General features: G+C 66.1%; 23 protein-coding genes, 2 tRNA genes and 4 pseudogenes. 16 read left to right on the top strand and 13 right to left on the bottom strand.

Translation table 11 applies throughout. The features are described from left to right. Positions 1-16 precede the first annotated feature (16 nt). From QE373_RS01475 to QE373_RS01510, 8 genes and pseudogenes are all read right to left on the bottom strand, one after another. Positions 17-436 carry a Na+/H+ antiporter subunit G gene (locus QE373_RS01475; RefSeq protein ID WP_057509095.1) on the bottom strand — a complete coding sequence of 140 codons (420 nt, stop codon included), beginning with the start codon at positions 434-436 and terminating at the stop codon, positions 17-19. Continuing rightward, positions 433-717 (bottom strand): K+/H+ antiporter subunit F, encoded by a 285-nt coding sequence (locus QE373_RS01480; RefSeq protein ID WP_057509096.1) that lies wholly within the window; start codon positions 715-717, stop codon positions 433-435. Before QE373_RS01480 ends, QE373_RS01475 begins: the two co-directional genes overlap by 4 nt. Then, on the bottom strand, positions 714-1220 hold the full coding sequence (locus QE373_RS01485) for a Na+/H+ antiporter subunit E (protein ID WP_057509097.1): 507 nt from the start codon (positions 1218-1220) through the stop codon (positions 714-716). Before QE373_RS01485 ends, QE373_RS01480 begins: the two co-directional genes overlap by 4 nt. Next, a complete protein-coding gene (locus tag QE373_RS01490) occupies positions 1217-2752 on the bottom strand; it encodes a monovalent cation/H+ antiporter subunit D (protein ID WP_309682787.1) in 1536 nt (511 codons plus the stop codon). Before QE373_RS01490 ends, QE373_RS01485 begins: the two co-directional genes overlap by 4 nt. Next, the gene (locus tag QE373_RS01495; RefSeq protein WP_042614269.1) at positions 2749-3126 is read right to left on the bottom strand and encodes a Na+/H+ antiporter subunit C; all 378 of its coding nucleotides are present in this window, start codon (positions 3124-3126) and stop codon (positions 2749-2751) included. The genes QE373_RS01490 and QE373_RS01495 overlap by 4 nt, the downstream gene beginning before the upstream one ends. After that, positions 3126-5955: pseudogene (locus tag QE373_RS01500) on the bottom strand (monovalent cation/H+ antiporter subunit A). Before QE373_RS01500 ends, QE373_RS01495 begins: the two are co-directional and overlap by 1 nt. A 340-nt stretch (positions 5956-6295) precedes the next feature. After that, on the bottom strand, positions 6296-6778 hold the full coding sequence (locus tag QE373_RS01505) for an Mpo1-like protein (protein ID WP_309682796.1): 483 nt from the start codon (positions 6776-6778) through the stop codon (positions 6296-6298). A gap of 71 nt (positions 6779-6849) precedes the next feature. After that, positions 6850-7776, bottom strand: coding sequence for a phosphoribosylaminoimidazolesuccinocarboxamide synthase (locus QE373_RS01510; protein ID WP_057509102.1), 927 nt, complete (start codon positions 7774-7776; stop codon positions 6850-6852). A gap of 142 nt (positions 7777-7918) precedes the next feature. Between QE373_RS01510 and QE373_RS01515 the strand changes: the two genes are divergently transcribed. The 11 genes and pseudogenes from QE373_RS01515 (at position 7919) to QE373_RS01565 (ending at position 16159) form a co-directional block, all read left to right on the top strand. Beyond that, positions 7919-8248 (top strand): DnaJ domain-containing protein, encoded by a 330-nt coding sequence (locus QE373_RS01515; protein ID WP_057509103.1) that lies wholly within the window; start codon positions 7919-7921, stop codon positions 8246-8248. A 39-nt stretch (positions 8249-8287) separates the two neighbouring features. Further along, positions 8288-8960: pseudogene (gene rpe, locus QE373_RS01520) on the top strand (ribulose-phosphate 3-epimerase). A 59-nt stretch (positions 8961-9019) separates the two neighbouring features. Further along, the gene (locus QE373_RS01525; protein WP_309682802.1) at positions 9020-9493 is read left to right on the top strand and encodes a GNAT family N-acetyltransferase; all 474 of its coding nucleotides are present in this window, start codon (positions 9020-9022) and stop codon (positions 9491-9493) included. A gap of 183 nt (positions 9494-9676) precedes the next feature. After that, positions 9677-10607: pseudogene (gene yegS, locus QE373_RS01530) on the top strand (lipid kinase YegS). Positions 10608-10802: 195 nt separating this feature from the next. Then, the gene (locus QE373_RS01535) at positions 10803-11123 is read left to right on the top strand and encodes a hypothetical protein (protein WP_309682804.1); all 321 of its coding nucleotides are present in this window, start codon (positions 10803-10805) and stop codon (positions 11121-11123) included. A gap of 197 nt (positions 11124-11320) precedes the next feature. Continuing rightward, a pseudogene (gene trpE / locus QE373_RS01540) lies at positions 11321-12812 on the top strand (anthranilate synthase component I). A gap of 11 nt (positions 12813-12823) precedes the next feature. Next, positions 12824-12955, top strand: coding sequence for a hypothetical protein (locus QE373_RS01545; RefSeq protein ID WP_309682807.1), 132 nt, complete (start codon positions 12824-12826; stop codon positions 12953-12955). A gap of 3 nt (positions 12956-12958) precedes the next feature. Continuing rightward, on the top strand, positions 12959-13537 hold the full coding sequence (locus QE373_RS01550; RefSeq protein WP_057509109.1) for an aminodeoxychorismate/anthranilate synthase component II: 579 nt from the start codon (positions 12959-12961) through the stop codon (positions 13535-13537). Between the two features lie 28 nt (positions 13538-13565). Continuing rightward, the gene (trpD, locus tag QE373_RS01555; RefSeq protein WP_309682812.1) at positions 13566-14597 is read left to right on the top strand and encodes an anthranilate phosphoribosyltransferase; all 1032 of its coding nucleotides are present in this window, start codon (positions 13566-13568) and stop codon (positions 14595-14597) included. 54 nt (positions 14598-14651) lie between these two features. Further along, positions 14652-15446 carry an indole-3-glycerol phosphate synthase TrpC gene (trpC, locus tag QE373_RS01560; RefSeq protein WP_309682816.1) on the top strand — a complete coding sequence of 265 codons (795 nt, stop codon included), beginning with the start codon at positions 14652-14654 and terminating at the stop codon, positions 15444-15446. Next, positions 15443-16159 (top strand): haloacid dehalogenase-like hydrolase, encoded by a 717-nt coding sequence (locus QE373_RS01565; RefSeq protein ID WP_309682819.1) that lies wholly within the window; start codon positions 15443-15445, stop codon positions 16157-16159. Before trpC ends, QE373_RS01565 begins: the two co-directional genes overlap by 4 nt. Positions 16160-16382: 223 nt before the next feature. On the opposite strand, the gene QE373_RS01570 is transcribed toward QE373_RS01565, so the two are convergent. Together QE373_RS01570 and crp are read right to left on the bottom strand one after the other, a co-directional pair. Next, positions 16383-17144 carry a sulfite exporter TauE/SafE family protein gene (locus QE373_RS01570; RefSeq protein ID WP_309682822.1) on the bottom strand — a complete coding sequence of 254 codons (762 nt, stop codon included), beginning with the start codon at positions 17142-17144 and terminating at the stop codon, positions 16383-16385. 199 nt (positions 17145-17343) lie between these two features. Then, positions 17344-18033 carry a cAMP-activated global transcriptional regulator CRP gene (gene crp, locus QE373_RS01575; RefSeq protein WP_309682825.1) on the bottom strand — a complete coding sequence of 230 codons (690 nt, stop codon included), beginning with the start codon at positions 18031-18033 and terminating at the stop codon, positions 17344-17346. A 149-nt stretch (positions 18034-18182) separates the two neighbouring features. On the opposite strand from crp, the gene speD reads away from it, so the two are divergent. Beyond that, complete coding sequence (speD, locus tag QE373_RS01580) at positions 18183-18977, top strand: adenosylmethionine decarboxylase (protein WP_042614283.1); 795 nt, start codon at positions 18183-18185, stop codon at positions 18975-18977. Between the two features lie 163 nt (positions 18978-19140). After that, complete coding sequence (gene sugE, locus QE373_RS01585) at positions 19141-19461, top strand: quaternary ammonium compound efflux SMR transporter SugE (RefSeq protein WP_057509114.1); 321 nt, start codon at positions 19141-19143, stop codon at positions 19459-19461. A 69-nt stretch (positions 19462-19530) separates the two neighbouring features. Here the strand turns inward: sugE and coq7 are convergent, their stop codons facing one another. Continuing rightward, entirely contained in the window at positions 19531-20175 is a 645-nt protein-coding gene (gene coq7 / locus QE373_RS01590) for a 2-polyprenyl-3-methyl-6-methoxy-1,4-benzoquinone monooxygenase (RefSeq protein WP_309682837.1), read from the bottom strand. 195 nt (positions 20176-20370) lie between these two features. Between coq7 and rplM the strand changes: the two genes are divergently transcribed. Both rplM and rpsI read left to right on the top strand, forming a co-directional pair. Further along, a complete protein-coding gene (rplM, locus tag QE373_RS01595) occupies positions 20371-20799 on the top strand; it encodes a 50S ribosomal protein L13 (RefSeq protein WP_042614286.1) in 429 nt (142 codons plus the stop codon). Positions 20800-20801: 2 nt separating this feature from the next. Then, positions 20802-21194 (top strand): 30S ribosomal protein S9, encoded by a 393-nt coding sequence (gene rpsI / locus QE373_RS01600; RefSeq protein WP_042614287.1) that lies wholly within the window; start codon positions 20802-20804, stop codon positions 21192-21194. A gap of 288 nt (positions 21195-21482) precedes the next feature. Here the strand turns inward: rpsI and QE373_RS01605 are convergent. Together QE373_RS01605 and QE373_RS01610 are read right to left on the bottom strand one after the other, a co-directional pair. Further along, positions 21483-21557 (bottom strand) — tRNA-Gln (locus QE373_RS01605). A 51-nt stretch (positions 21558-21608) separates the two neighbouring features. Next, positions 21609-21685 (bottom strand) — tRNA-Met (locus tag QE373_RS01610). Between the two features lie 120 nt (positions 21686-21805). Here QE373_RS01610 and QE373_RS01615 point away from each other — a divergent pair. Continuing rightward, positions 21806-22420, top strand: coding sequence for an RNA pyrophosphohydrolase (locus QE373_RS01615; RefSeq protein ID WP_309682842.1), 615 nt, complete (start codon positions 21806-21808; stop codon positions 22418-22420). Positions 22421-22425 lie beyond the last annotated feature (5 nt).

Raw genomic sequence — 22425 nt, forward strand, 5'->3', positions numbered from 1 at the left:
GGCCCTGAACGGCCTGCTACTGCTTGCTGTCGTTGGCGGTAAAGGTTTCGTCGGTGCCTTCCAGCTGCTGCTCGCGTACCGGCTCCGGCGGCGGCAGCTGCTCTTCTTCGGCGCGTTCGTTGCCGGGCAGGCTGGGGCGGGTTTCCATCAGCAGCGACAGCGCTGCCTTCGCCATCAGGTGGGCGCTGATCGGCGCGGTGATGAACAGGAAGATGGTGATCAGCAGTTCGCGCGGCTGCGGGTCCTGGCCCAGGAAGATGTGGTACGCCACCGAGGACACAAGCACGCAGCCCACGCCCAGCGTGCTGGCCTTGGTCGGGGCGTGCAGGCGCTTGAAGAACGTGGACAGCTTCACCAGGCCCAAGGCACCGACCAGGATGAAGAAGCAGCCGAACAGCAGCACCACCGACAGCACGATCTGGATGACGGTGATCATTCGACGATATCCCGGCGCAGCACGAACTTGCTCAGCACCACGGTGCTGCCAAACCCGAGCATCGCGATGATCAGCGCGGCTTCGAAGTAGATCGCCGAATTGAGGTACATGCCGAACAGCATCAGCTGCGCGATGGCGGTCACCGACAGCGTGTCCAGGGCGAGGATGCGGTCGGGCACGGTGGGTCCGCGCAGCAGGCGCCAGGTTGCCAGCAGCATGGCAAGCCCGACCACGTGCATGCACACCACCAGGGTGTTCTGGATGACATCGAATCCGGTCATGGGAAGATCTCCATCAGCGGGGCCTCGTAACGGCGTTTGATCTCGGTGATCAGGTGCTGCTCATCGTCCAGGTTCAGCACGTGGACCAGCAGGTATTTGCGGTCGTCGCTCAGCGCAGCCGACACGGTGCCGGGGGTCAGGGTGATCATGCTGGTCAGCGCGGCGATGCCATGCACGTTGGCGATGTCCAGCGGAATCCAGACGAAGCCCGGATGGATCCTGCTTTCCTTGCCCAGCACCTGGCCGGCCACTTCGATGTTGGATACCAGGATGTCCCACAGCGTGGTCACCAGCAGTTTCGGCACCGGCCGCAGCGTCCCGATGCGGGCGAACTCGCGGTCCAGCCGCGCGGCGAACAGCGGCACCACCAGGCCCAGCAGCAGGCCCAGCGCGAGCAGGCCCACGCTGAAGCTGTCCGACATCAGCAGCCAGAACACGATGACCATGATGGTCAGCGGCAGCGACGGGAAGATCCGGCGCAGCAGGGGGCGTTTGTGGTTCATGGGTGACGGATCTCCGGCTGCTCGCCCCGCACCTGGTCGACATAACCGGAGGGTTGCAGCAGATCACTGGCGATGGCATCGGCGTGGCGCATCAGCGGCGCTGCGAACACCGTCATGCCGATGCCGTAGAGCAGCAGCAGGCAGGCGGCGAGCAGTTCGATGCGGCGGGTCGGCGCCTTGCGCGGCCTGGGCGCGTCCGGGTCGACCGGCGGTACGCGCCAGAACAGGCGGATTCCGGCACGGGCCAGGCCCATGATGACCAGCAGGCTGCTGCCCAGCACGGCGGCCCACACCGGCGCGGTCAGCCACGGCGGCATGCCCTGCAGCAGCGCGGCCTTGGCCAGGAACCCGGACAGCGGCGGCAGGCCGGCGATGGAAATGGCGGCGATCAGGAACAGCACCGCCGGGGTTTCCTTGCCGGGCATCGGCGCGATGATTTCCTTGCGGTCGCTGGCGCCGCCACGGCGACGGCGGATCAGGTCGGCGATCAGGAACAGCGCGGCGGCGACGAAGGTGCTGTGCGGCAGGTAGTACAGGCCGGCGGCCAGCACCTGCTGGTTGCCCACCGAAAACGCGATGAACAGCGTGGCGGCCGAGACCACCACCAGGTAGGAGATCAGCACGCGCAGGCGTACCGCGGCGAGCACGCCGAGTCCGCCCAGCACCAGGGTGGCGATGCCGGCCCACAGCAGCCAGTCGCGGCCGTAGCCGGCCATGGCGCCGGCCTCGTCGCCGAACCACAGGGTCTGCACGCGCAGTACCGCGTACAGGCCGACCTTGGTCATGATCGCGAACAGCGCGGCCACCGCAGCCGGCGCGCGCGCATACGACTCGGGCAGCCACAGGTACAGCGGCATCAGCGCCGCCTTGGCGCAGAACACGAGCAACAGCAGGCCCATGGTGGCCTTCACCAGCACCAGGTGCGAGGGCGGCACTTCGGCGATGCGCTGCGAAAGCTCTGCCATGTTCAACGACCCCAGCGAGGCATACAGCAGGCCCAGCGCGATCAGGAACAGGGTGGAGGCCGTTACGTTGAACACCACGTAATGCAGGCCGATGCGCATGCGCAGGCCGCGCCCACCGCTGAGCAGCAGGCCATACGAAGCGATCAGCATCACTTCGAAGAACACGAACAGGTTGAAGATGTCGCCGGTCAGGAACGCGCCGTTCAGGCCGACCAGCTGGAACTGGAACAACGCATGGAAATGCGGGGCGCGCCGGTCCCAGCCCGAGCAGGCGTGCATCAGGCAGCCGATCGCCAGCATTACGGTGGTCAGCAGCATCCAGGCCGACAGCCGGTCGGCCACCAGCGCGATGCCCAGCCGCGCCGGCCAGTCGCCCAGCAGGTACACCATCGCCGCGCCATCGGCGGTGCGGGCGAACAGCAGGACGACCGATGCCAGCAGCGCGGCCAGCGCCGTCCAGGCCACCGCGCGCTGCACGCGCGGGCCGTAACGGCGGTGTTCCACGAACAGCGACAGCGATGCGCCGAGTAGCGGGACCAGGATCGGCAGGATCACCAGGTGGTTCATGCGTGGTCCTCGTCACGACGCGGCGGGGCATCGTCGTCCGGCTCGTGCGCGTCGACGTGGTCACTGTGGTTGTCGCTGCGGCTGCGGATGGCCAGCACGATGGTGACCGCAGTCATCGCGAACGCGATCACGATGGCGGTCAGCACCAGCGCCTGCGGCAGCGGATCGGTGTAGTTGCCGAGGTTCGCATCCAGGCCTTCCTTCAGCACGGGCGGGCGGCCGGCGACCAGTCGCCCACCGGCAAAGATGAGCAGGTTGGTGGCATAGGACAGGAAGGTCATGCCGAGGATGACGTCGAAGCTGCGTGCACGCAGCAGCAGGTACACGCCGAGCATGGTCAGCACGCCGATGGCGCTTGCAATGGCCAGTTCCATCAGTGCATCTCCCCGGTCAGTGCCGAACGCTTCTGCGGATCGATCTCGCCGCGGCGTGCGGTGCGGGTCCGCGACGGCTTGATCGTGCCCATCATCGACAGCATCAGCATCGCCCCGCCGAACACCACCAGGTAGACGCCGGTATCGAAGCCGATCGCACTGGCCAGCGGCACATCGCCGATGACCGGCAGGTGCAGGTCCAGGTGGCCGCTGGTCAGGAACGGCACGCCGAACAGCATCGACGCCGAGCCACTGGCCACCGCGATCAGCAGGCCGACGCCGATGCAGCGGACGTAATCGAACCCGAAGCGCGACTCGACCGAGGCGGTGCCCTGGATCACGTACTGGATCAGCAGCGGCACGGCCAGGATCAGGCCGGCGATGAAGCCACCGCCGGGCGAATTGTGGCCGCGCAGGAACATGAAGATCGACACGGTCAGGGTCAGCGGGAACATGATCTGGGCCAGATCGGCCGGAACCGGCAGCTTGATCGGCGGGCCCGGCATGATCTGCTCCGGCGCCATCCGCGAACGCCGCAGCATGGCATGCACCACCAGGGCGGCAATGCCGAACACGGTGATCTCGCCAAAGGTGTCGAAGCCACGGAAGTCGACCAGGATGACGTTGACCACATTGCTGCCATAAGCCTCCGGCAGGGAGCGGGCAAGCATCTCGCCGGCCATCGTGTTCGGGGGCAGGGTCATCGCGGTATAGGCCAACGCGGCCAGGCCCACGCCGGCCACCAGCGCGATGCCGGCATCACGGTATTTGCGCAGCGTGGAACGCTCGGTCACCGACTGGGCCGGCAGATAGTTCATGCCCAGCAGCATCAGCACCAGGGTGACCATTTCCACCAGCAGCTGGGTCAGCGCCAGGTCCGGCGCGGACAGGAACACGAAGGTCATCGCCACCATCAGGCCGACCCCGCCCACCAGCAGCACCGCCAGCAGGCGCTGTTTGTACATGCGCAGGGTGGCCATGGCACAGGCCATCATCACCGCCCACAACGCCCAGCCCAGCAGCGGCATCGGCTGCGGTGAGGGCCAGTTCGGCCAGCTCGGCGCGGCCAGCCAGGGCGCCGCACCGGCCACCACGGCCACCACCACCAGCCCCAGCAGCATGCGCTGCAGGCTGCCGTTGGCGATCGCGGCGGTCAGCCGGTTGGCGAGCGCCGACAGCAGGTCGAGCTGGCGATGGAACGCATCGCGGCCCGGCGTGGTATTGCGCACGGCATACAGGTCGATCAGCCGGCGCAGGCCGAAGTACAGCGCGATGCCGCCGAGCACGCCGGGCTGCGCTCATCGCCAGCGGCAGGTTGAAGCCGTGCCAGATCGACAGGCTGTATTCGGGCATCTGCGCACCGAGGATGGATGCCGCACCGGCATGCAGCACCGGGGCGATGGTCAGCGCCGGGGCGATGCCCACCGCCACGCAGATCACCACCAGGATCTCCACCGGCACCTTCATCCAGCGCGGGGGTTCATGCGGCACCCGGTCCAGGTCGTGCGGACCCTTGCCGAAGAAGGTGTCGTGCACGAAGCGCAGGCTGTAGGCCACGCCGAAGACACCGGCCAGCAATGCGGCGATCGACATCGCCATCTGCATCAGCTCGGGACCGCCCGCATCGAGCGCCTCGGCGAACAGCATTTCCTTGGACAGGAAGCCATTGAGCAGCGGGATGCCGGCCATCGCCAGCGAAGCGATGATCGCCAGCGCACTGGTGAACGGCATCAGCCGGCGCAGGCCGCCCAGCTTGCGCATGTCACGCGTGCCGGTTTCATGGTCGATGATGCCCGCCGCCATGAACAACGAGGCCTTGAACGTGGCGTGGTTGAGGATATGGAACACACCGGCCACCACCGCCATCGGCTTGGACAGCCCGAACAGCATGGTGATCAGGCCCAGGTGGGAGATCGTGGAGTACGCCAGCAGGCCTTTCAGGTCGTGCTGGAAGATCGCGTTCCAGGCGCCGATCAGCAGGGTCAGCGCACCGATGCCGCTGACCGTATAGAAGAACAGGTCGGTACCCGCAAGCGCCGGGTGCAGGCGTGCCAGCAGGAAGACACCGGCCTTCACCATGGTGGCCGAATGCAGGTAGGCCGACACCGGGGTGGGCGCGGCCATGGCCTGTGGCAGCCAGAAGTGGAACGGGAACTGCGCGCTCTTGGTGAAGATGCCGGCCAGCACCAGGAACAGCGCATACGGATACAGCGCGCTGGCGCGGATCTGGTCGCCGGCGGCCAGCACCACGTCCAGGTCGAAGCTGCCGACGATGCGGCCGATCAGCAGCACCCCGCCGAGCAGTGCCAGGCCACCACCGCCGGTGATGACCAGCGCCATGCGGGCGCCTTCGCGCGCGTCCTGGCGGTGCGACCAGAAGCCGATCAGCAGGAACGAGCTGATGCTGGTCAGCTCCCAGAAGATCATCAGCAACAGCAGGTTGCCGGACAGCACCATGCCGAGCATGGCCCCCATGAACAGCAGCAGGTAGCAGAAGAAGCGGTGCGCGTTGTCCTGCGGGCTCAGGTAATAGTGGGCGTACAGCACCACCAGCGCGCCGATGCCCAGCACCATGCCGGCAAACATCCAGGCCAGCCCGTCCAGGCGCAGGGTGAAGTCCAGGCCGATCTGCGGCAGCCATTGGCCACTGCTGCGCAGCACCTCGCCCTCCAGGACGGCGGGGGTGAGCGTGGCGAGGATGGCGAGGCCCGCCAACGGCGCGGCCGCGGCCAACCAGGCGGCCGTGCTGCGGGAACTTCGGGAGAAAGCGGCAACCGCCACGGCCAGGATGAAGGGCAGGGCGAGCAGCAGGATCAGGCTTGGGATCATGCAGGGAATACGCGATTCACGAGCAGGTCATGCAGTCTAACAGGCCGGCATTTGCCGCCGATACCCACGAATACGCCACCAACTGCAGGGAACGTGTGCTGATTCATTTTTTTCCCTTTGGATGTCGTGCCGCTGGCGCTTGACCAGGACCGGCCACGACACTTTGCCGTATCTGTCGCGAATGACATGTGCAGCCCCAAGGTGCCCGTACGGCAGGGGCTGCAACGGGATGGTGCGGCAGGATCGGCGCCCCCGATCGTGCGTGGATCGGAATTCCGCGCCCAGGCAGGGCCGCGACGGCCGACGCAAACAGCCCGCCTGCCCGTTCAGGTAAAACAGGTCAGTAACGCCAGTCGAGGCGACGGTAGACCTTGGCCAGCACCCAGGCCGGGCCGATCAGCAGGTAGGTGAGGTCGGTGAGGAAGCTGGGCTTGCGGCCTTCGAGCTTGTGGCCGAAGAACTGCGCGATCCACGCCAGCACGAACACCGCGCCGGCCAGCCGGGCCAGGTTGCCCAGGCCGATCTCCGCTTCCAGCAGGCGGCAGGTACAGCCGATCACGAACAGCACGGCCAGCATGCCCAGCCCCAGCGGGCGCGACAGGCGGTTGTAGAAGCACCACGCGCCGAACATCGCCAGGCCCGCCCAGATACCGTTCTGGAACCAGGTGATCAGCGGCGGCAGGCACCACAGCAGGGCCACCACCGACCACAGGATGGCCGGTACCGCGACCACGTGGATGCGCTGGTTGGTGACGTTGCGGTGGTCGTCGGAGTAGCTGGCGAAATAGCGGTCTACGGGGCGGGCAAGCGACGTGCTGGACATGGTGCCTCCGAACGGGCCGGCACGTGGCCGGCGAGCTTTCCAGAGGAGGGCGGGCAGCGCCCGCCGCCCCCTCAATCGACGCTGATGCCGGCCAGTCGCTGCAGGGCCTCGGCGTACTTGGCACGCGTGCGCTCGATCACTTCGGCCGGAATGGACGGGCCGGGTGCGGTCTTGCCCCAGTCCAGCGTTTCCAGGTAATCGCGGACGAACTGCTTGTCGTAGCTCGGCGGGCTGGTGCCCACTTCGTACTCGTCGGCCGGCCAGTAGCGCGAAGAATCCGGGGTCAGCATCTCATCCATGATGTACAGGCGGCCGTCTTCATCGGTGCCGAACTCGAACTTGGTGTCGGCCAGGATGATGCCGCGCTCACGCGCGTAATCGGCGGCGAAGGCGTAGATGCGCAGGGTCGCATCGCGCACGCGCTCGGCCAGGTCCACGCCGACCGCCTTGACCATCGCATCGAAGTCGATGTTCTCGTCATGGTCGCCGACGGCGGCCTTGGTGGACGGGGTGAAGATCGGCTCGGGCAGCTTTTCGGCCTGGCGCAGGCCGTCGGGCAGTTCAATGCCGCTGACCTTGCCGGTGCGCTGGTAGTCCTTCCAGCCGCTGCCGATCAGGTAGCCGCGGGCGATCGCTTCCACCGGCACCGGCTTGAGTTTCCGGGTGACCACCGCGCGCTTGGCGTACAGCGCCGCGTCCACGCCTTCGGGCAGCACGCTGGCCACGTCGATGCCGGTCAGGTGGTTGGGCATCAGGTGCGCGGTCTTGGCGAACCAGAAATTGGACACCTGGCAGAGCATTTCGCCCTTGCCCGGGATCGGGTCGGGCAGCACCACGTCGAAGGCCGACAGGCGATCGGTGGCTACCATCAGCAGGTAGTCCCCCGGCGGCGTGCCTTCGGGCAGGCGCTCGCGCGGAATATCGAAAACGTCACGCACCTTGCCGCGATGGCGCAAGGGCAGGCCGGGAAGATCGGATTGCAACAACGTGGTCGGCACGGGCACTCCTGGGGGCTTCGTCGATACGAGCTGCCCAGGGACCCGGAGGGCCCGCCGGCCAGCGGGCGGCCTAGTGTAAAGCCGTCCGGGGCGGCTGTGACGTAAAATGAAAAGCCAATTGGCCAAATCTGCCCGGAGCGCCATGCGCTGGTACGGAAAACTGCTGGGTTTCATCGCCGGGGCCCTGCTGTTCCGGCCCAATCCCTTGTTTGGCGCGGTGCTGGGGCTGCTGATCGGCCATGCGTTCGACGCCGACTGGTTCCGCCTGAACAAGGAAAACCCGTATCGCGAGCTGGGACTGACGTCTTCAGCAACGGAGGCGGAGATCGACCTGGCCTACCGTCGGCTGATGTCGCAGTACCACCCCGACAAGCTGGTCGGCGCCGCGCCGGAACTGCTCAAGCAGGCCGAAGCCAAGAGCCGCCGCGTGAATGCCGCCTACGACCGCATCAAGACCCTGCGCAAGCGCTGAGTCCTGACCCTTTTTCTTCCTGCTCCGAAGGCCCTGGCCATGTCCAACTGCATCATTGCCCCGTCCATCCTGTCGGCCGACTTCGCCCGCCTCGGCGAAGAAGTCGACAACGTCCTCGCCGCCGGCGCGGACTGGGTCCACTTCGATGTGATGGACAACCATTACGTGCCCCAACCTGACCATCGGCCCGCTGGTCTGCCAGGCGCTGCGCAAGCACGGAGTCACCGCACCGATCGACGTGCACCTGATGGTGGAGCCGGTGGACCGGATCATCCCGGACTTCGCCGAGGCCGGCGCGACCTACATCAGCTTCCACCCCGAGGCCAGCCGCCACCCGCACCGCACCATCCAGCTGATCCGCTCGCTGGGCTGCAAGCCGGGCCTGGTGCTCAATCCCGGCACGCCGGTGGACATCCTGGACTGGGTGCTGGACGACCTGGACCTGGTGCTGCTGATGTCGGTGAATCCGGGCTTCGGCGGCCAGGCCTTCATTCCGTCGGCGCTGGACAAGCTGAAAGTGGTGCGGCAGAAGATCGATGCCAGCGGCAAGGACATCCGCCTGGAGATCGACGGCGGGGTGAAGGCCGACAACATCGGTGCGATCGCCGCGGCCGGTGCCGATGCCTTCGTGGCCGGCTCGGCGATCTTCAACGCGCCGGATTACCAGCAGGTGATCAGCGCGATGCGCGCCAACGTCGCCGCCGCCCGCTGAGAAAAAAGGGGACGGAGGGAATTAAACTCGTTTAATTCCCTCCGTCCCCTTTTCTGCCCATGAACATCCGTCCGGCCACTGTCGCTGATGCAGGTCTGATCCTGCGCTTCATCCGCGAACTGGCGATCTATGAGAAGGCCGAATCGTCGGTGCAGACCGACGAGGCGGGAATCGCGGCCAGCCTGTTCGGGCCTGACGCCAGCGCGCAGGCGCTGGTCTGCGAAGCCGACGGCGAAGCGATCGGCTTCGCGGTGTACTTCTACAACTACTCCACCTGGCTGGGCCGCAAGGGCATCTACCTGGAAGACCTGTACATCAGCCCGGAAAAGCGCGGATCCGGCGCCGGCAAGGCGTTGCTGAAGCACATCGCCCGGCAGGCCGTGGCCGAGGGCTGCGGGCGTTTCGAATGGTCGGTGCTGGACTGGAACCAGCCAGCGATCGATTTCTACGTCGCCGCCGGCGCCAAGCCGCAGGACGAATGGACCGTCTACCGCCTGCAGGGCGAGGCCCTGGCCGACTTCGCCGCGTCCTGAAAAAAAGGCCACGCCGCTGCCGGCGTGGCCCTGCTGAAACAATCGGAGGCTGATCCTGCCTCCATCCGTCTTCCCTGCTATGGCCTTCCATGTTCCGGGGCATCGGTGACAGGCCGATGACATTCACCGGCAAAGAACGCGCGACTGCTAGCCTGTGCCGCCCCCACCCCCCGGAACCCCCCAATGAGCCTTGCCCGCTGGCGCCTGATCCTGAACGGAAAATCGGCCGGGGACGTCGATGTGCGCGATGCGGTCAAGGCCTGGCGCGAGCGCGGGATCAATCTGGAAGTGCGGGTCACCTGGGAAAGCGGGGATGCCGAGCGCTATGTCGCCGAGGCCATCGACAACGGCGTGGAGGTGATCATCGCCGGTGGTGGGGATGGCACCTTGAGCGCGGTCGCCGAGACCCTGGCACATAGGGAAGAAACCGGCCGATGCGCTGCCTTCGCTGGCCCTGCTGCCACTGGGCACGGCCAACGATTTCGCTACCGCCGCCGGTTTCCCGGAGAGCCCCGCCGAGGTACTGGCCTTGATCACCGCGCAGGCACCCCGCGCCATCGACCTGCTGCGCATCGACGCCGATGGCAAGGTCTGGTGGTGCGCCAACGTCGCCAGCGGTGGCTTCGGCACGCAGGTGACGGTGGAAACCGATGAAGGCCTGAAGAAGGTGCTGGGTGGCCTGGCCTACGTGCTGACCGGCATCTCCAAGCTGGGCCGGATCGAGCCGATCCTGGCGCGCGTGCACGGCCCCGGCTTCGACTGGGAAGGCGGCTTCATCGCACTGGGCATCGGCAACGGCCGCCAGGCCGGTGGTGGCCAGGCGCTGTGCCCGCAGGCGGTCATCGACGATGGCCAGCTGGATGTCACCATCATTCCGGAACTGACCGGCGAAGTCGGCGCGATGCTCGGCCAGCTGGTGACCGGGGGCAAGGAAGCCGCGCTTGAGCGCGTTGCCACCCGCACCCGCTTGACCCGCGTGGAGATCCGCGCCGAAAAGCCGCTGACCCTCAACCTGGACGGTGAGCCGGTGGAAGCACGGCACTTCCGCATCGAATGCGTGCCACGCCGCGTGCGCATGCATCTGCCTGCGGCGTGCCCGCTGCTGTCCCACTGAGCCTGCGCGGGCGTCGTTACCGGCCCGCGTGGCGCCGGCTTGGGCGACGTTCAAAGCGCGTAACGAGGCACCCAGTGAGACGGCCAGCGCAGTATGGCGCGACGGCGATGGCGTCCTGCCTGCGTGCGGCCCAGCATCCTTGGCCCGACGCAGTCGTGCGTCAGGGAGCTGTTCCGCCCACCAAGAGATACCTCAATGAAAATCGCCGCCGCAATCGCCGTGTCATGTGCGCTGGGCCTCGCGGGTTGCTCCGCCATCGCCGCCAAGACCAACGTGCTGAGCGATACAAAGATCATCTCGTCTTCGGCCGGCGTGCTGGGCCTGGAGCCCTCGCAGTTGACGCTGGTCAGCAAGCGCGTGGACGGCACCAACACCTATGCGAACCTGAAGGCGGCCGGGGGCAGGGAGTACACCTGCGTCATCAACGGCGGCAACCTGCTGAGCATGGGAATGACCAATGCGCCCATGTGCAGCAGGAAGGGTGAGCCGGTGAATGCGCAACCCTTCCAGCGCTGATCAGGGGGCTGAAGGGCCCCGGGCTGCATCGAGCAGTCCGGGCATCAGGCTTCCGCCTGGCCGGAACCTGCGCTAAAGTCGCCGGGTGTCCATCCTGACGACCCCGCGATCCGTTTCTTCCGCACGCCGTAGCTGGCGATGGTGGCCCGTAGCCGTCGTCCGCCCAGAAAACGCCGTATCCCGGAAGGAAAGTCGTGTTGAACACCCCCGCCCAGTTCCAGCAGCAGGCCGCTGAAGGCCACACCCGCATCCCCGTCGTCCGTGAAGTGCTGTCCGACCTGGACACCCCGCTCTCGGTCTACCTGAAGCTGGCCGACGGGCCGCACACCTATCTGTTCGAATCGGTCGAAGGCGGTGAGCGCTTCGGGCGCTATTCCATCATCGGCCTGCCGGCGCGCCGCGTGTACACCTTCCGTGGGCACACCCTGACCATCGCCGAACACGGCCAGGTCGTGGAAACCCGCGACGTGGCCGACCCCTTCGCCGAAGTCGAGGCCCTGCGCAGCGCGCATTCGGTGCCCAAGCTGGACGGACTGCCCGGCTTCACCGGCGGCCTGGTCGGCTGGTTCGGCTTCGAGTGCATCGGCTACATCGAACCGCGCCTGGCGCCGCCGGCCGGGCGCGATGAGCTGGGCACGCCGGACATCCTGCTGATGCATTCCGAAGAGCTGGCGGTGTTCGACAACCTGAAGGGCCGGCTGTACCTGATCGTGCATGCCGACCCGCGCCAGCCCGGTGCCTGGGACGAGGCGCAGGCGCGGCTGGACGCGCTGGCCGGCAAGCTGCGCGCCCCCGGCGCCGGCTATCCCGCGCCGCTGCACAGCGACGTGCTGGACGAGGGCGACTTCATCTCCGGCTTCACCCGCGAAGGCTTCATCGACGCGGTGGAGCGCAGCAAGGACTACATCCGTTCCGGCGACATCTTCCAGGTGGTGCTGAGCCAGCGCCTGAGCGTGCCGTTCAAGGCGCGGCCGGTGGATGTGTACCGCGCGCTGCGGGCGCTCAATCCTTCGCCGTACATGTATTTCCTGGATGTCGGTGACATGCAGGTGGTGGGCTCGTCGCCGGAGATCCTGGTACGCCTGCAGCATGATGCCGAGGGCGTGGGCCATGTCACCGTGCGGCCGATCGCCGGCACCCGTCCGCGTGGCGCCACGGTGGAAGAGGACGACGCGCTGGAAGCCGAACTGCTGGCCGATCCGAAGGAGCGCGCCGAACACCTGATGCTGATCGACCTGGGCCGCAACGATGCCGGCCGGGTTTCCCGCGCGGGCACGGTGGAGGTCGGCGAGCAAGTTCGTGATCGAGCGCTACAGCCACGTGATGCACATCGTCAGCGAGGTGACCGGGCAGCTGCAGCCGGGCCTGAGCTACGCCGACGTGCTGCGCGCCACGTTCCCGGCCGGCACGGTCAGTGGCGCGCCGAAGATCCGCGCGCTGGAAGTGATCCGCGAGCTGGAGCCGATCAAGCGCAACGTCTACGCCGGCAGCATCGGCTACATCGGCTGGCACGGCGATGCGGACACCGCCATCGCGATCCGCACCGCAGTGATCAAGGACGGTCGCCTGCACGTACAGGCCGGCGCCGGCATCGTCTACGACTCGGACCCGCAGAAGGAATGGGACGAGACGATGAACAAGGGCCGCGCGCTGTTCCGCGCGGTCGCCCAGGCGGCCAAGGGCCTGTGAGTTCCCGCGCCGTGGCCATCGCCGCGGCAGGTGCCGTGCCCGCCTGGCCGCAGGCGCCGTACACGCGCGGATCGATCAACGCCGTACCCATCACGTACACCGAAAACGTGTACGCCACTTTCCTGAAAAGCGACGGAACCTGATCCATGTTGTGGATGATCGACAACTACGACAGCTTCACCTACAACCTCGTGCAGTACCTGCAGACGCTGGGTGCCGAGGTCAAGGTGGTGCGCAACGACGCGATGACGGTCGATGAGATCGCCGCGCAGAAGCCCGGACGCATCGTGATTTCGCCCGGTCCGTGCACGCCGAACGAGGCGGGCATTTCGCTGGAGCTGATCCAGCGGCTCGGCCCGACCACGCCGATCCTCGGGGTCTGCCTGGGCCACCAGGGCATCGGCCAGGTGTACGGCGGCACGGTGATCCGCGCGGGCAACATCATGCATGGCAAGACCTCGCCGATCCGCCATGAAGGCAAGGGCGTGTTCGCCGGCCTGCCCGATCGCTACCAGGCCACGCGCTACCACTCGCTGGTGGTGGACAAGACGCGCCTGCCGGCGTGCCTGGAAGTCACCGCCTGGACCGAGAACGAGGACGGTTCCGTGGAAGAGATCATGGGCCTGCGCCATCGTGAGCATCCGGTCGAGGGCGTGCAGTTCCATCCCGAATCCATCCTTACCGAGCACGGCCACGCGCTGCTGCGCAACTTCCTGCAGCGCTGAGCTGCACGCCGAACCCAGGAGTCCATCGATGCGCTTCTCCCCCCAGGAAGCCCTGCAACGCACCATCGAACACCGCGAAATCTTCTTCGAGGAGATGGTCGACCTGATGCGGCAGATCATGCGCGGCGATGTGTCGCCGATGATGACCGCCGCGATCCTGACCGGGCTGCGGGTCAAGAAGGAAACCGTCGACGAGATCGCCGCCGCCGCGACCGTGATGCGTGAGTTCGCGCTGCCGGTGCCGGTGGCCGATACCCGCCACATGGTCGACATCGTCGGCACCGGCGGCGATGGCTCGCATACCTTCAACATCTCCACCTGTTCGATGTTCGTGGCCGCCGCTGCCGGTGCGCGCGTGGCCAAGCATGGCAACCGCAGCGTGTCCTCCAAGTCCGGCAGTGCCGATGCGGTGGAAGCGCTCGGCGCGGTGATCGAACTGCAGCCGGCGCAGGTGGCGCAGGCCATCGAACAGACCGGCGTGGGCTTCATGTTCGCCCCGATCCACCACCCGGCGATGAAGGTCGTGGCGCCGGTGCGGCGCGAGATGGGGGTACGCACCATCTTCAACATCCTCGGCCCGCTGACCAACCCGGCCAGTGCACCGTCGGTGCTGATGGGCGTGTTCCATCCGGACCTGGTCGGCATCCAGGCGCGCGTGCTGCGCGAACTGGACACCCAGCGCGCGATGGTGGTGTGGGGCCGCGACAACATGGACGAGATCTCGCTCGGCGCCGGCACCCTGGTCGGCGAGCTGCGCGATGGCAAGGTCCGCGAGTACGAGATCCATCCGGAAGACTTCGGCATCGCCATGTCGGCCAGCCGCAACCTGCGCGTGGACGGGCCCGAACAATCCATCGCCATGCTGCGCGCCGTGCTCGACAACGAGCCGGGCCCGGCGCTGGATATCGTGGCGCTGAATGCGGGTGCCGCCCTGTACGTGGCCGACGTGGCGAGCGACATCGGCGATGGCCTGGCGCGTGCGCGCGCGGCGATTGCCGATGGCAGTGCCCGCACCCGCCTGCAACAGTACGTGGACATCACCCACGTGCTGGCAGGCTAGGCGCGCGGCGGTGCACGACCTGATCCCCTCCATTCCCTTTTTTCTGTGAGCACCATGAGCGACATCCTGCAGACCATCCTGGCCCGCAAGGCCGAAGAAGTGGCCCAGCGCCGCGCCGCCGTGCCGCTGGAACAGCTGCAGGCCCGGCTGGCCGATGCGCCACCGGTGCGCGGGTTCGTGCGTGCGCTGCAGGCGGCGATCGCCAACGGTGACCCGGCGGTCATCGCCGAGGTCAAGAAGGCCAGTCCATCCAAGGGCGTGATCCGTCCGGACTTCCATCCGGCCGATATCGCGGTCAGCTATGAGTTCGGCGGCGCCAGCTGCCTGTCCGTGCTGACCGACGTGGACTTCTTCCAGGGCGGCGATGCCTACCTGCAGCAGGCACGCGAGGCCTGCACGCTGCCGGTACTGCGCAAGGACTTCGTGGTCGATCCCTACCAAGTGGTCGAAGCGCGCGTGCTGGGGGCGGACTGCATCCTGCTGATCGTGGCCGCGCTGGAAGATGCCCAGCTGGCCGCGCTGTCCGAGCTGGCGATCAGCCTGGGCATGGACGTGCTGGTGGAAGTGCACGACATCGATGAACTGGAGCGCGCGCTGCAGGTGCCAGCGCCGATGATCGGCATCAACAACCGCAACCTGCGTACCTTCGAGGTATCGCTGCAGACCACGCTGGACATGCGCAGCGCGGTGCCGAAGGACCGCCTGCTGGTGACCGAAAGCGGCATCCTGGGACCGCAGGACGTCGGCCTGATGCGTGATGCGGGGATCAACGCCTTCCTGGTGGGTGAAGCCTTCATGCGCGTGGAGGAACCAGGCGAGGGCCTGCGTCAGCTATTCTTCGCTGCATGAGCACGATCTATCCAACCCCGCAGGACAGTGCGCCGCTGGTGGTGTTCGATTTCGACCACACCCTGTATGACGGCGATTCCGGCAGCCATCTGTTTGCCACCCTGATCAAGCGCAATCCGCTGCGGCTGCTGGCCGCGCTGCTGGCGACGCCGATCGCGGGGCCGCTGGTGGCGATGCTGCCGACACGGCGCGCCGGCATCTCGATCTACGTATGGATCGCCACCTTCGGCATGCACCGCGCGCGCGAGTTCAACCGCGTCATCGATGCCTATGTGCTGAAGCACGAACCGACACTGCGCGCGAAACTGCTGCCGCAGGCGCTGGAGGTGTTCGCTGCGCACCGTGCCAACGGCGACCGCGTGGTGGTGGCCACCGGTGCGCCGCCGGAGCTCGCAAGGGCGATCCTGGCCTTTGTCGCGCACGTGGACGTGCCGGTGATCGGCAGCGAAGTGGGGCCGCGTTTCGGTGCTGTTGGCGCCACCCGCCACTGCCACAACGAAGAGAAGATGCGCATGCTGCGCGAGCGCGGCTACGGCAACATCGACGTGGCCTACTCCGACAGCACCGCCGACCTGCCGCTGCTGGTCGCGGCAAAGGCACCGGTGGTGGTCAATCCCAAGCGCGGCAGCGTGGACTTCTTCCGTCGCGTCCTTCCGGAAGGCACGCGCATCCTCAACTGGGGCTGCCTGGACCGCGGTGGCGACACGCCCTGAGGGCAGTGACGGCCGCCGCACCCGGTAGTGACGGCCGCTGGCCGTCACGCCTCTGCCGGGGTGGGGATACGACCTGGTGGGTGGCGACCCGGCGGGTGACGACCCGGTGGGATACAACCCGGTGGGTGACGACCGTTGGTCGTCACGCTGTCGCCGTTGCCGTTGCCGTTGCTGTTGCCGCACCCGGTAGTGACGGCCGCTGGCCGTCAGCCGCTACCGGCCGCTACCGCCCCAGCAGGCCGAACACCGTGTGACCGATCTGGTACAGGCTGATCGCCAGCACCAGCACGCCTACTGCTACCAGCACCCAGCGTTCCTTGACCCGCTTCACCAGCACCGCCGCCAACGGCGCGGCCATCATGCCGCCGATCAGCAGGCCGGCGACGATCTGCAGGTGATGCAGCCCCATCGACAACAGGAACGTCGCCGAGACCGTCAGCGTCACCACGAACTCTGCCGCATTGACCGTGCCGATGGTGGTCCGCGCCTGCCCGCCACGCGCCAGCAGCGTGGAGGTGGCCACGGGCCCCCAGCCACCGCCGCCAGTGGCATCCAGGAAGCCGGCGACGGCGCCCAGCAGCGGCACGCGCTTGATGTCGCCCTTGGGCATCAGCCGCCCTGCCGCACGCAACAGGATGACGATGGCAAGCACCAGCAGGTACAAATAGATCAATGGCCGGATGACGTCCCCGGGCAGCTGGGTAAGGCCGTACGCGCCGATCGCCCCGCCGATCGCGCCAGGGACGGCCAGGCGCACGAACAGGCGACGGTCCACGTTGCCCGCGACCAGATGGGACACGCCGGAGGCGCCGGTGGTGAATACCTCGGCGGTGTGCACGCTGGCGCTCACCTGTGCCGGCGGCAGGCCCATGCTGAGCATGACCGAGGACGACACCAGGCCGAACGCCATGCCCAGCGCGCCGTCGACCAGCTGCGCGCCCAGGCCGATCAGGATGAACCACCAGAATTCGCTGCTCAGCTCCATCTCATCATCCTGCAGGGCTGCCGTGCACCGGCAGGTGATGGCGGGCGTGACGCAGTGACGACCAACGGTCGTCACCCACCAGGGGCATCGTCACCCGCCAGGGGCATCGGCACCCGCCAGGGGCATCGGCACCCGCCAGGGGAGCAGACCCAACAGGTGAGCAGCACCCATCAGGGCCGCGCCACAGGTCGGGCGACCCTCAGCGCGTGCCGTACAGCACCACGGTCTTGCCGCGGGCATGCAGCAGGCCGTCCACCTGCAGCTTCTTCAGCACCCGGCCGGCCATCTCGCGCGAGCAGCCAACCAGCCGGGCCAGCTCCTGCCGGGATACCCGCAACTGGCTGCCCTGCGGGTGGGTCATGGCTTCCGGCTCTTCGGCCAGGTCATGCAGGGTGCGCACGATCCGGTCGGTGACATCCAGGAAGGCCAGGCGGCTGGCCTTGCGGCTGGTGTCCAGCAGACGCTTGGAGATCTGCTGGCCCAGCGCATACAGCAGGCGCGGGGCGTCGCTGGACAGCGGTCCCAGGAACAGCTGGTGCAGGCGTTCGTAGCTGATTTCGGCCAGCTCGCAGGCGGTACGGGTGCGCAGGATGACCTCGCGGCGGTCCGACTCCACGAACAGGCCCATCTCCCCCACGAACTCGCCGGTGCCGAAGTAGCCGAGCACCAGCTCGCGCTCCTCGTCCTCTTCAGCAATTATGGAAACCGATCCACTGATCACGTAGTACAGGGTCCCGGCCGGGTCGCCGGGACGGAACACATCGGTTCGGGCAGGGTAGCGGCGCCGATGGCTGTGGGCCAGGAAGCGGTCGATGGTAGCGATGTCCAAAGCCAAAGGACTGGTAGCAAGGCGCACGGTTGACACGATGGTGGCGCTCCCTCTGCGCATGAACGGATTCACGGGGTGGCGAGCAGCTTAGCGGAGCTGAAATGTTAAGAGCAAACAATTAGCTGTTCACGGCAGCCCGTTCAGGTCCCCCCTCGGGGAACAATTGCCTCATAATTGATCCTTTCCCCGCTCTTACAGGATCGCCGCCCGTGGTCAAGCCGTTGCCTCGCCTGAGGTTGCAAGGTTTCAACAACCTCACCAAGGCGCTGAGCTTCAACATCTATGACGTCTGTTACGCCCGCACCGAAGAGGAGCGTCAGCGCTACATCGACTACATCGATGAAGAGTACAACGCCGACAGGCTGACTCAGATTCTCACGGACGTCGCCGAGATCATCGGTGCGAACATCCTCAACATCGCGCGCCAGGATTACGATCCGCAGGGTGCGTCGGTGACGATCCTGATCTCCGAAGAACCGGTGATCGACAAGAAGCAGGCCGGCAAGGAGCTGATCTCCGATGCCGTGGTCGCGCACATGGACAAGTCGCACATCACCGTGCACACCTATCCGGAAACGCACCCGCAGGAAGGCATCGCGACCTTCCGCGCCGACATCGACGTGGCTACCTGCGGCGTCATCTCGCCGCTGAAGGCGCTGAACTACCTGATCGAGAGTCTGGAATCGGACATCGTGATCATGGATTACCGCGTGCGTGGCTTCACCCGCGACGTGAAGGGCAAGAAGCACTACATCGACCACAAGATCAACTCGATCCAGAACTTCCTGGCCAAGAACATCAAGTCGCGTTACGAGATGTTCGACGTCAACGTCTACCAGGAAAACATCTTCCACACGAAGATGCACCTGAAGGATTTCGATCTGGACCAGTACCTGTTCGAAGAGAAGGCCAAGAACCTTTCCTTCAAGGAACGCATGAAGATCGAGGCGCTGCTGCGTCGTGAGATCGAAGAGCTGTTCCACGGGCGCAACCTGTCCGAGTAACACCGGCAGGGTCCTCCGGGGCCTTGCTTATGAAGGCGGGACGTCCCGCCCCGTGGAACCCCGATCTGCGCAGATCAGGGTTTCACGGCAGTTGACCGACCCACGGCCCGGTGTGAAGACACTGGGCCGTTTTGTTTCCGTTTAAAAAGTTGAGGAGTCCCCCATGCCCTGGATCTATCTGCTGCTGGCCGGCATTTTTGAAATCGGCTTTGCCATCGGCATGAAATATTCCGATGGCTTCAGCAAGCCGCTGCCGACCGCAGCCACGGTGGGAGCGGCCCTGATCAGCCTGTACCTGATGAGCCAGGCGATGAAGACCATCCCGGTGGGTACGGCCTACGCCATCTGGACCGGCATCGGCGCGCTGGGCGTAGCGGTGCTGGGCATCTTCCTGTTCAACGACAGCGCCTCGCCGGCACGGCTGGGGTGCGTGGCACTGATCGTGGCCGGGGTGATCGGCCTGAAGCTGGTGTCCACGCCCTGACCGGCTCATGAAAAAGGGGTCAGAGTCCTTTTCCGCAGGAAAAGGACTCTGACCCCAGTGGGCGGTCCCTCAGAACCGGTACGCGATGGTCTTCATCACCTTCGATGCCAGCGCCATCACGCCGGGAATCGGGAACGGCAGGCGGCGCGCACCGGCCTGTTCGGCGTGCTCGGCATGCCGCGCTTCGTCTTCCTTCATCACCTTGATCACCGCACGGCTGCGCAGGTCGGCCGGCGGCAGCGTCTCGAGGTGCTCGTCAAGATGGGCTTCCACCTGGCGTTCGGTTTCCACCACGAAGCCGAGGTTCCAGCCGTCACCGCGCAGCCCGGCCAGCGTGCCGATCGCATAGCTGCCGGCGTACCAGACCGGATTGAACCGGCTGGGACGGCTGTCCAGCTCTCCCAGCCGGATCGCACACCAGGCCAGGTGGTCGGTTTCTTCCTGCGCCGCCTCCAGCAGGTGCGCGCGGGTGGCTGGATCCTGCGCCACCGCCGCCTGACCGAAGTACAGTCCCTGCGCGCAGACTTCGCCGACATGGTTGATCCGCATCAGGCCGGCGGCGTGCCGCCGTTCGCTCCGGCTCATGCCGGGTTCGGCGGCATCGGTGGCGGGGTAGGGGCGTTCGGCCGGCGGATTGCCGAACACCGTGTCCAACGCACGCTGTGCCTCGGTCAGCAGGTGGTCCAGCGGGGTGGTCTGGCGGAGCGCGCTCATGGTGGGGCCGGTGACGTCAGGGGAGCCCTGATTCTCGCCGCCTGCCGCGCGCCTGCCAACCCATGGCGGGGGTGAACTTGCGCTCCGGGGCGAAGCTGGGTAAAATCCCGCCTCTTGCGTTTCACCTTCACAACGCGTGGCAGAGTTCCGGCCCTCCTGGCCGCAATGAGCCCGACGACCTACATAGAGTTCTTCATGAGCACTTTCACCGCTAAGAACGAGACCGTCCAGCGCGACTGGTACCTCGTTGACGCCGAGGGCAAGACCCTGGGCCGTCTCTGCACCGAGCTGGCCCGCCGTCTGCGTGGCAAGCACAAGCCGGTCTACACCCCGCACGTTGATACCGGCGACTACCTGGTCGTCATCAATGCAGAAAAGATTGTCGTCACCGGCAAGAAGCTGCAGGACAAGATGTATCACCGTTTCACCGGTTACATCGGCAACCTGAAGACCGAATCCCTGGCCCAGGCGCTTGAGCGCCACCCGGAGCGCGTGATCGAGATCGCCGTGAAGGGCATGCTGCCGAAGGGTCCGCTGGGTCGCCAGATGTACCGCAAGCTCAAGGTCTACGCAGGCACTGAGCATCCGCACGCCGCACAGCAGCCGCAGGTTCTGGATATCTAATCATGGCTATCACTCAAAACTACGGCACTGGCCGCCGCAAGTCCTCCACTGCCCGCGTGTTCCTGCGCAAGGGCTCTGGCAAGATCACCGTCAATGGTCGTCCGCTGGACGAGTTCTTCGGTCGTGAGACTGCGCGCATGATCGTGCGCCAGCCGCTCGAGCTGACCAAGAACACCGAAAGCTTCGACATCCTGGTCACCGCCGCTGGCGGCGGCACCACCGGCCAGGCCGGTGCGATCCGCCTGGGCATCGCCCGCGCGCTGGTCGAGTACGACGAAACCCTGAAGTCCGAGCTGCGCAAGGCTGGCTTCATGACCCGTGACGCCCGTGAAGTCGAGCGTAAGAAGGTCGGCCTGCACAAGGCACGTCGCGCTACGCAGTTCTCCAAGCGCTGATCCACCGCGCCAGCAGAACAAGAAAAGCCCGGCTTTCGCCGGGCTTTTTTTTGTTCCGCTGGGCGCAGTCGGCGCGCCCCCTTCAACAAGAAGGGGGCTTTTCTCCAGACGTGCAATGGGGGATGCAGGGCAATGTGGCCTGTTCCCCAAGGGCGCAGAATTTTCACTGGACTGGAGCCCCCTTGCTGTTCAAGGGGGCGCGCCGACAGGCGGGGGGATGAGGTGGAATGCGCGACCAAATAAATGACAAAAGGCCTGATCTTTCGATCAGGCCTTTTGTCATTTATTTGGCTGCCCCGGATGGATTCGAACCACCGAATGCCTGAGTCAGAGTCAGGTGCCTTACCGCTTGGCGACGGGGCAAAATAGGTGAAGCAATTGTCTCACTTTCCAAGTCGAAAACCAACCTCGACATGGTGGCTATGGGTGGACTCGAACCACCGACCCCAGCATTATGAGTGCTGTGCTCTAACCGGCTGAGCTACATAGCCTTGGGTGAGCCGGCTATTCTGGGCATGTGTACGAAACATGTCAATAGTTTTGTGTGCTGCTTGTGGGCCGACAGACGGCATGGGATAGTCCCTGTCAGTAGATTTCTAGGAGTCCGCATCGTGATCGATCCGGACGGCTATCGACCGAACGTCGGCATCGTGTTGATGCGCCAGGACGGTCAGGTGTTCTGGGCACGTAGAGTGCGCCGGGACGGCTGGCAGTTCCCACAGGGCGGCATGAACACCGATGAGACGCCCGTCGAGGCCATGTATCGTGAACTGCAGGAAGAGACCGGCCTGCTGCCCGAACACGTTGAAGTGCTCGGTGCTACCCCCGGTTGGCTGCGTTACAAGCTCCCTGCGCGCGCGATCCGCCGCAATGAGCGACAGGTGTGCATCGGCCAGAAGCAGGTCTGGTTTCTGCTGCGCCTGACCGGTGATGAGTCGCATGTGCAGCTGGATGTGACCGACACGCCGGAGTTCGACAACTGGCGCTGGGTGGATTTCTGGTATCCGGTCGAGCACGTGGTGATGTTCAAGCGCGGCGTGTACGCGCGTGCGTTGCGCCACCTCGCACCGATGGCGCGGGGCGTCGCCGGCGCCGGCGTGACGCAGATGCCGACGGGGGCGCAGGAAGCCTGGATGCCAGGCCATGCGGCCGGTCATGATCGGCCGCGCAAACGTCCGACCAAGCGGGGTTACTGGCCCAAGAAAGTGCAGGGCGATCCAACCTGACGATC

Source organism: Stenotrophomonas sp. SORGH_AS_0321, assembly GCF_031453215.1.
Taxonomy (GTDB): Bacteria; Pseudomonadota; Gammaproteobacteria; order Xanthomonadales; family Xanthomonadaceae; genus Stenotrophomonas; species Stenotrophomonas chelatiphaga.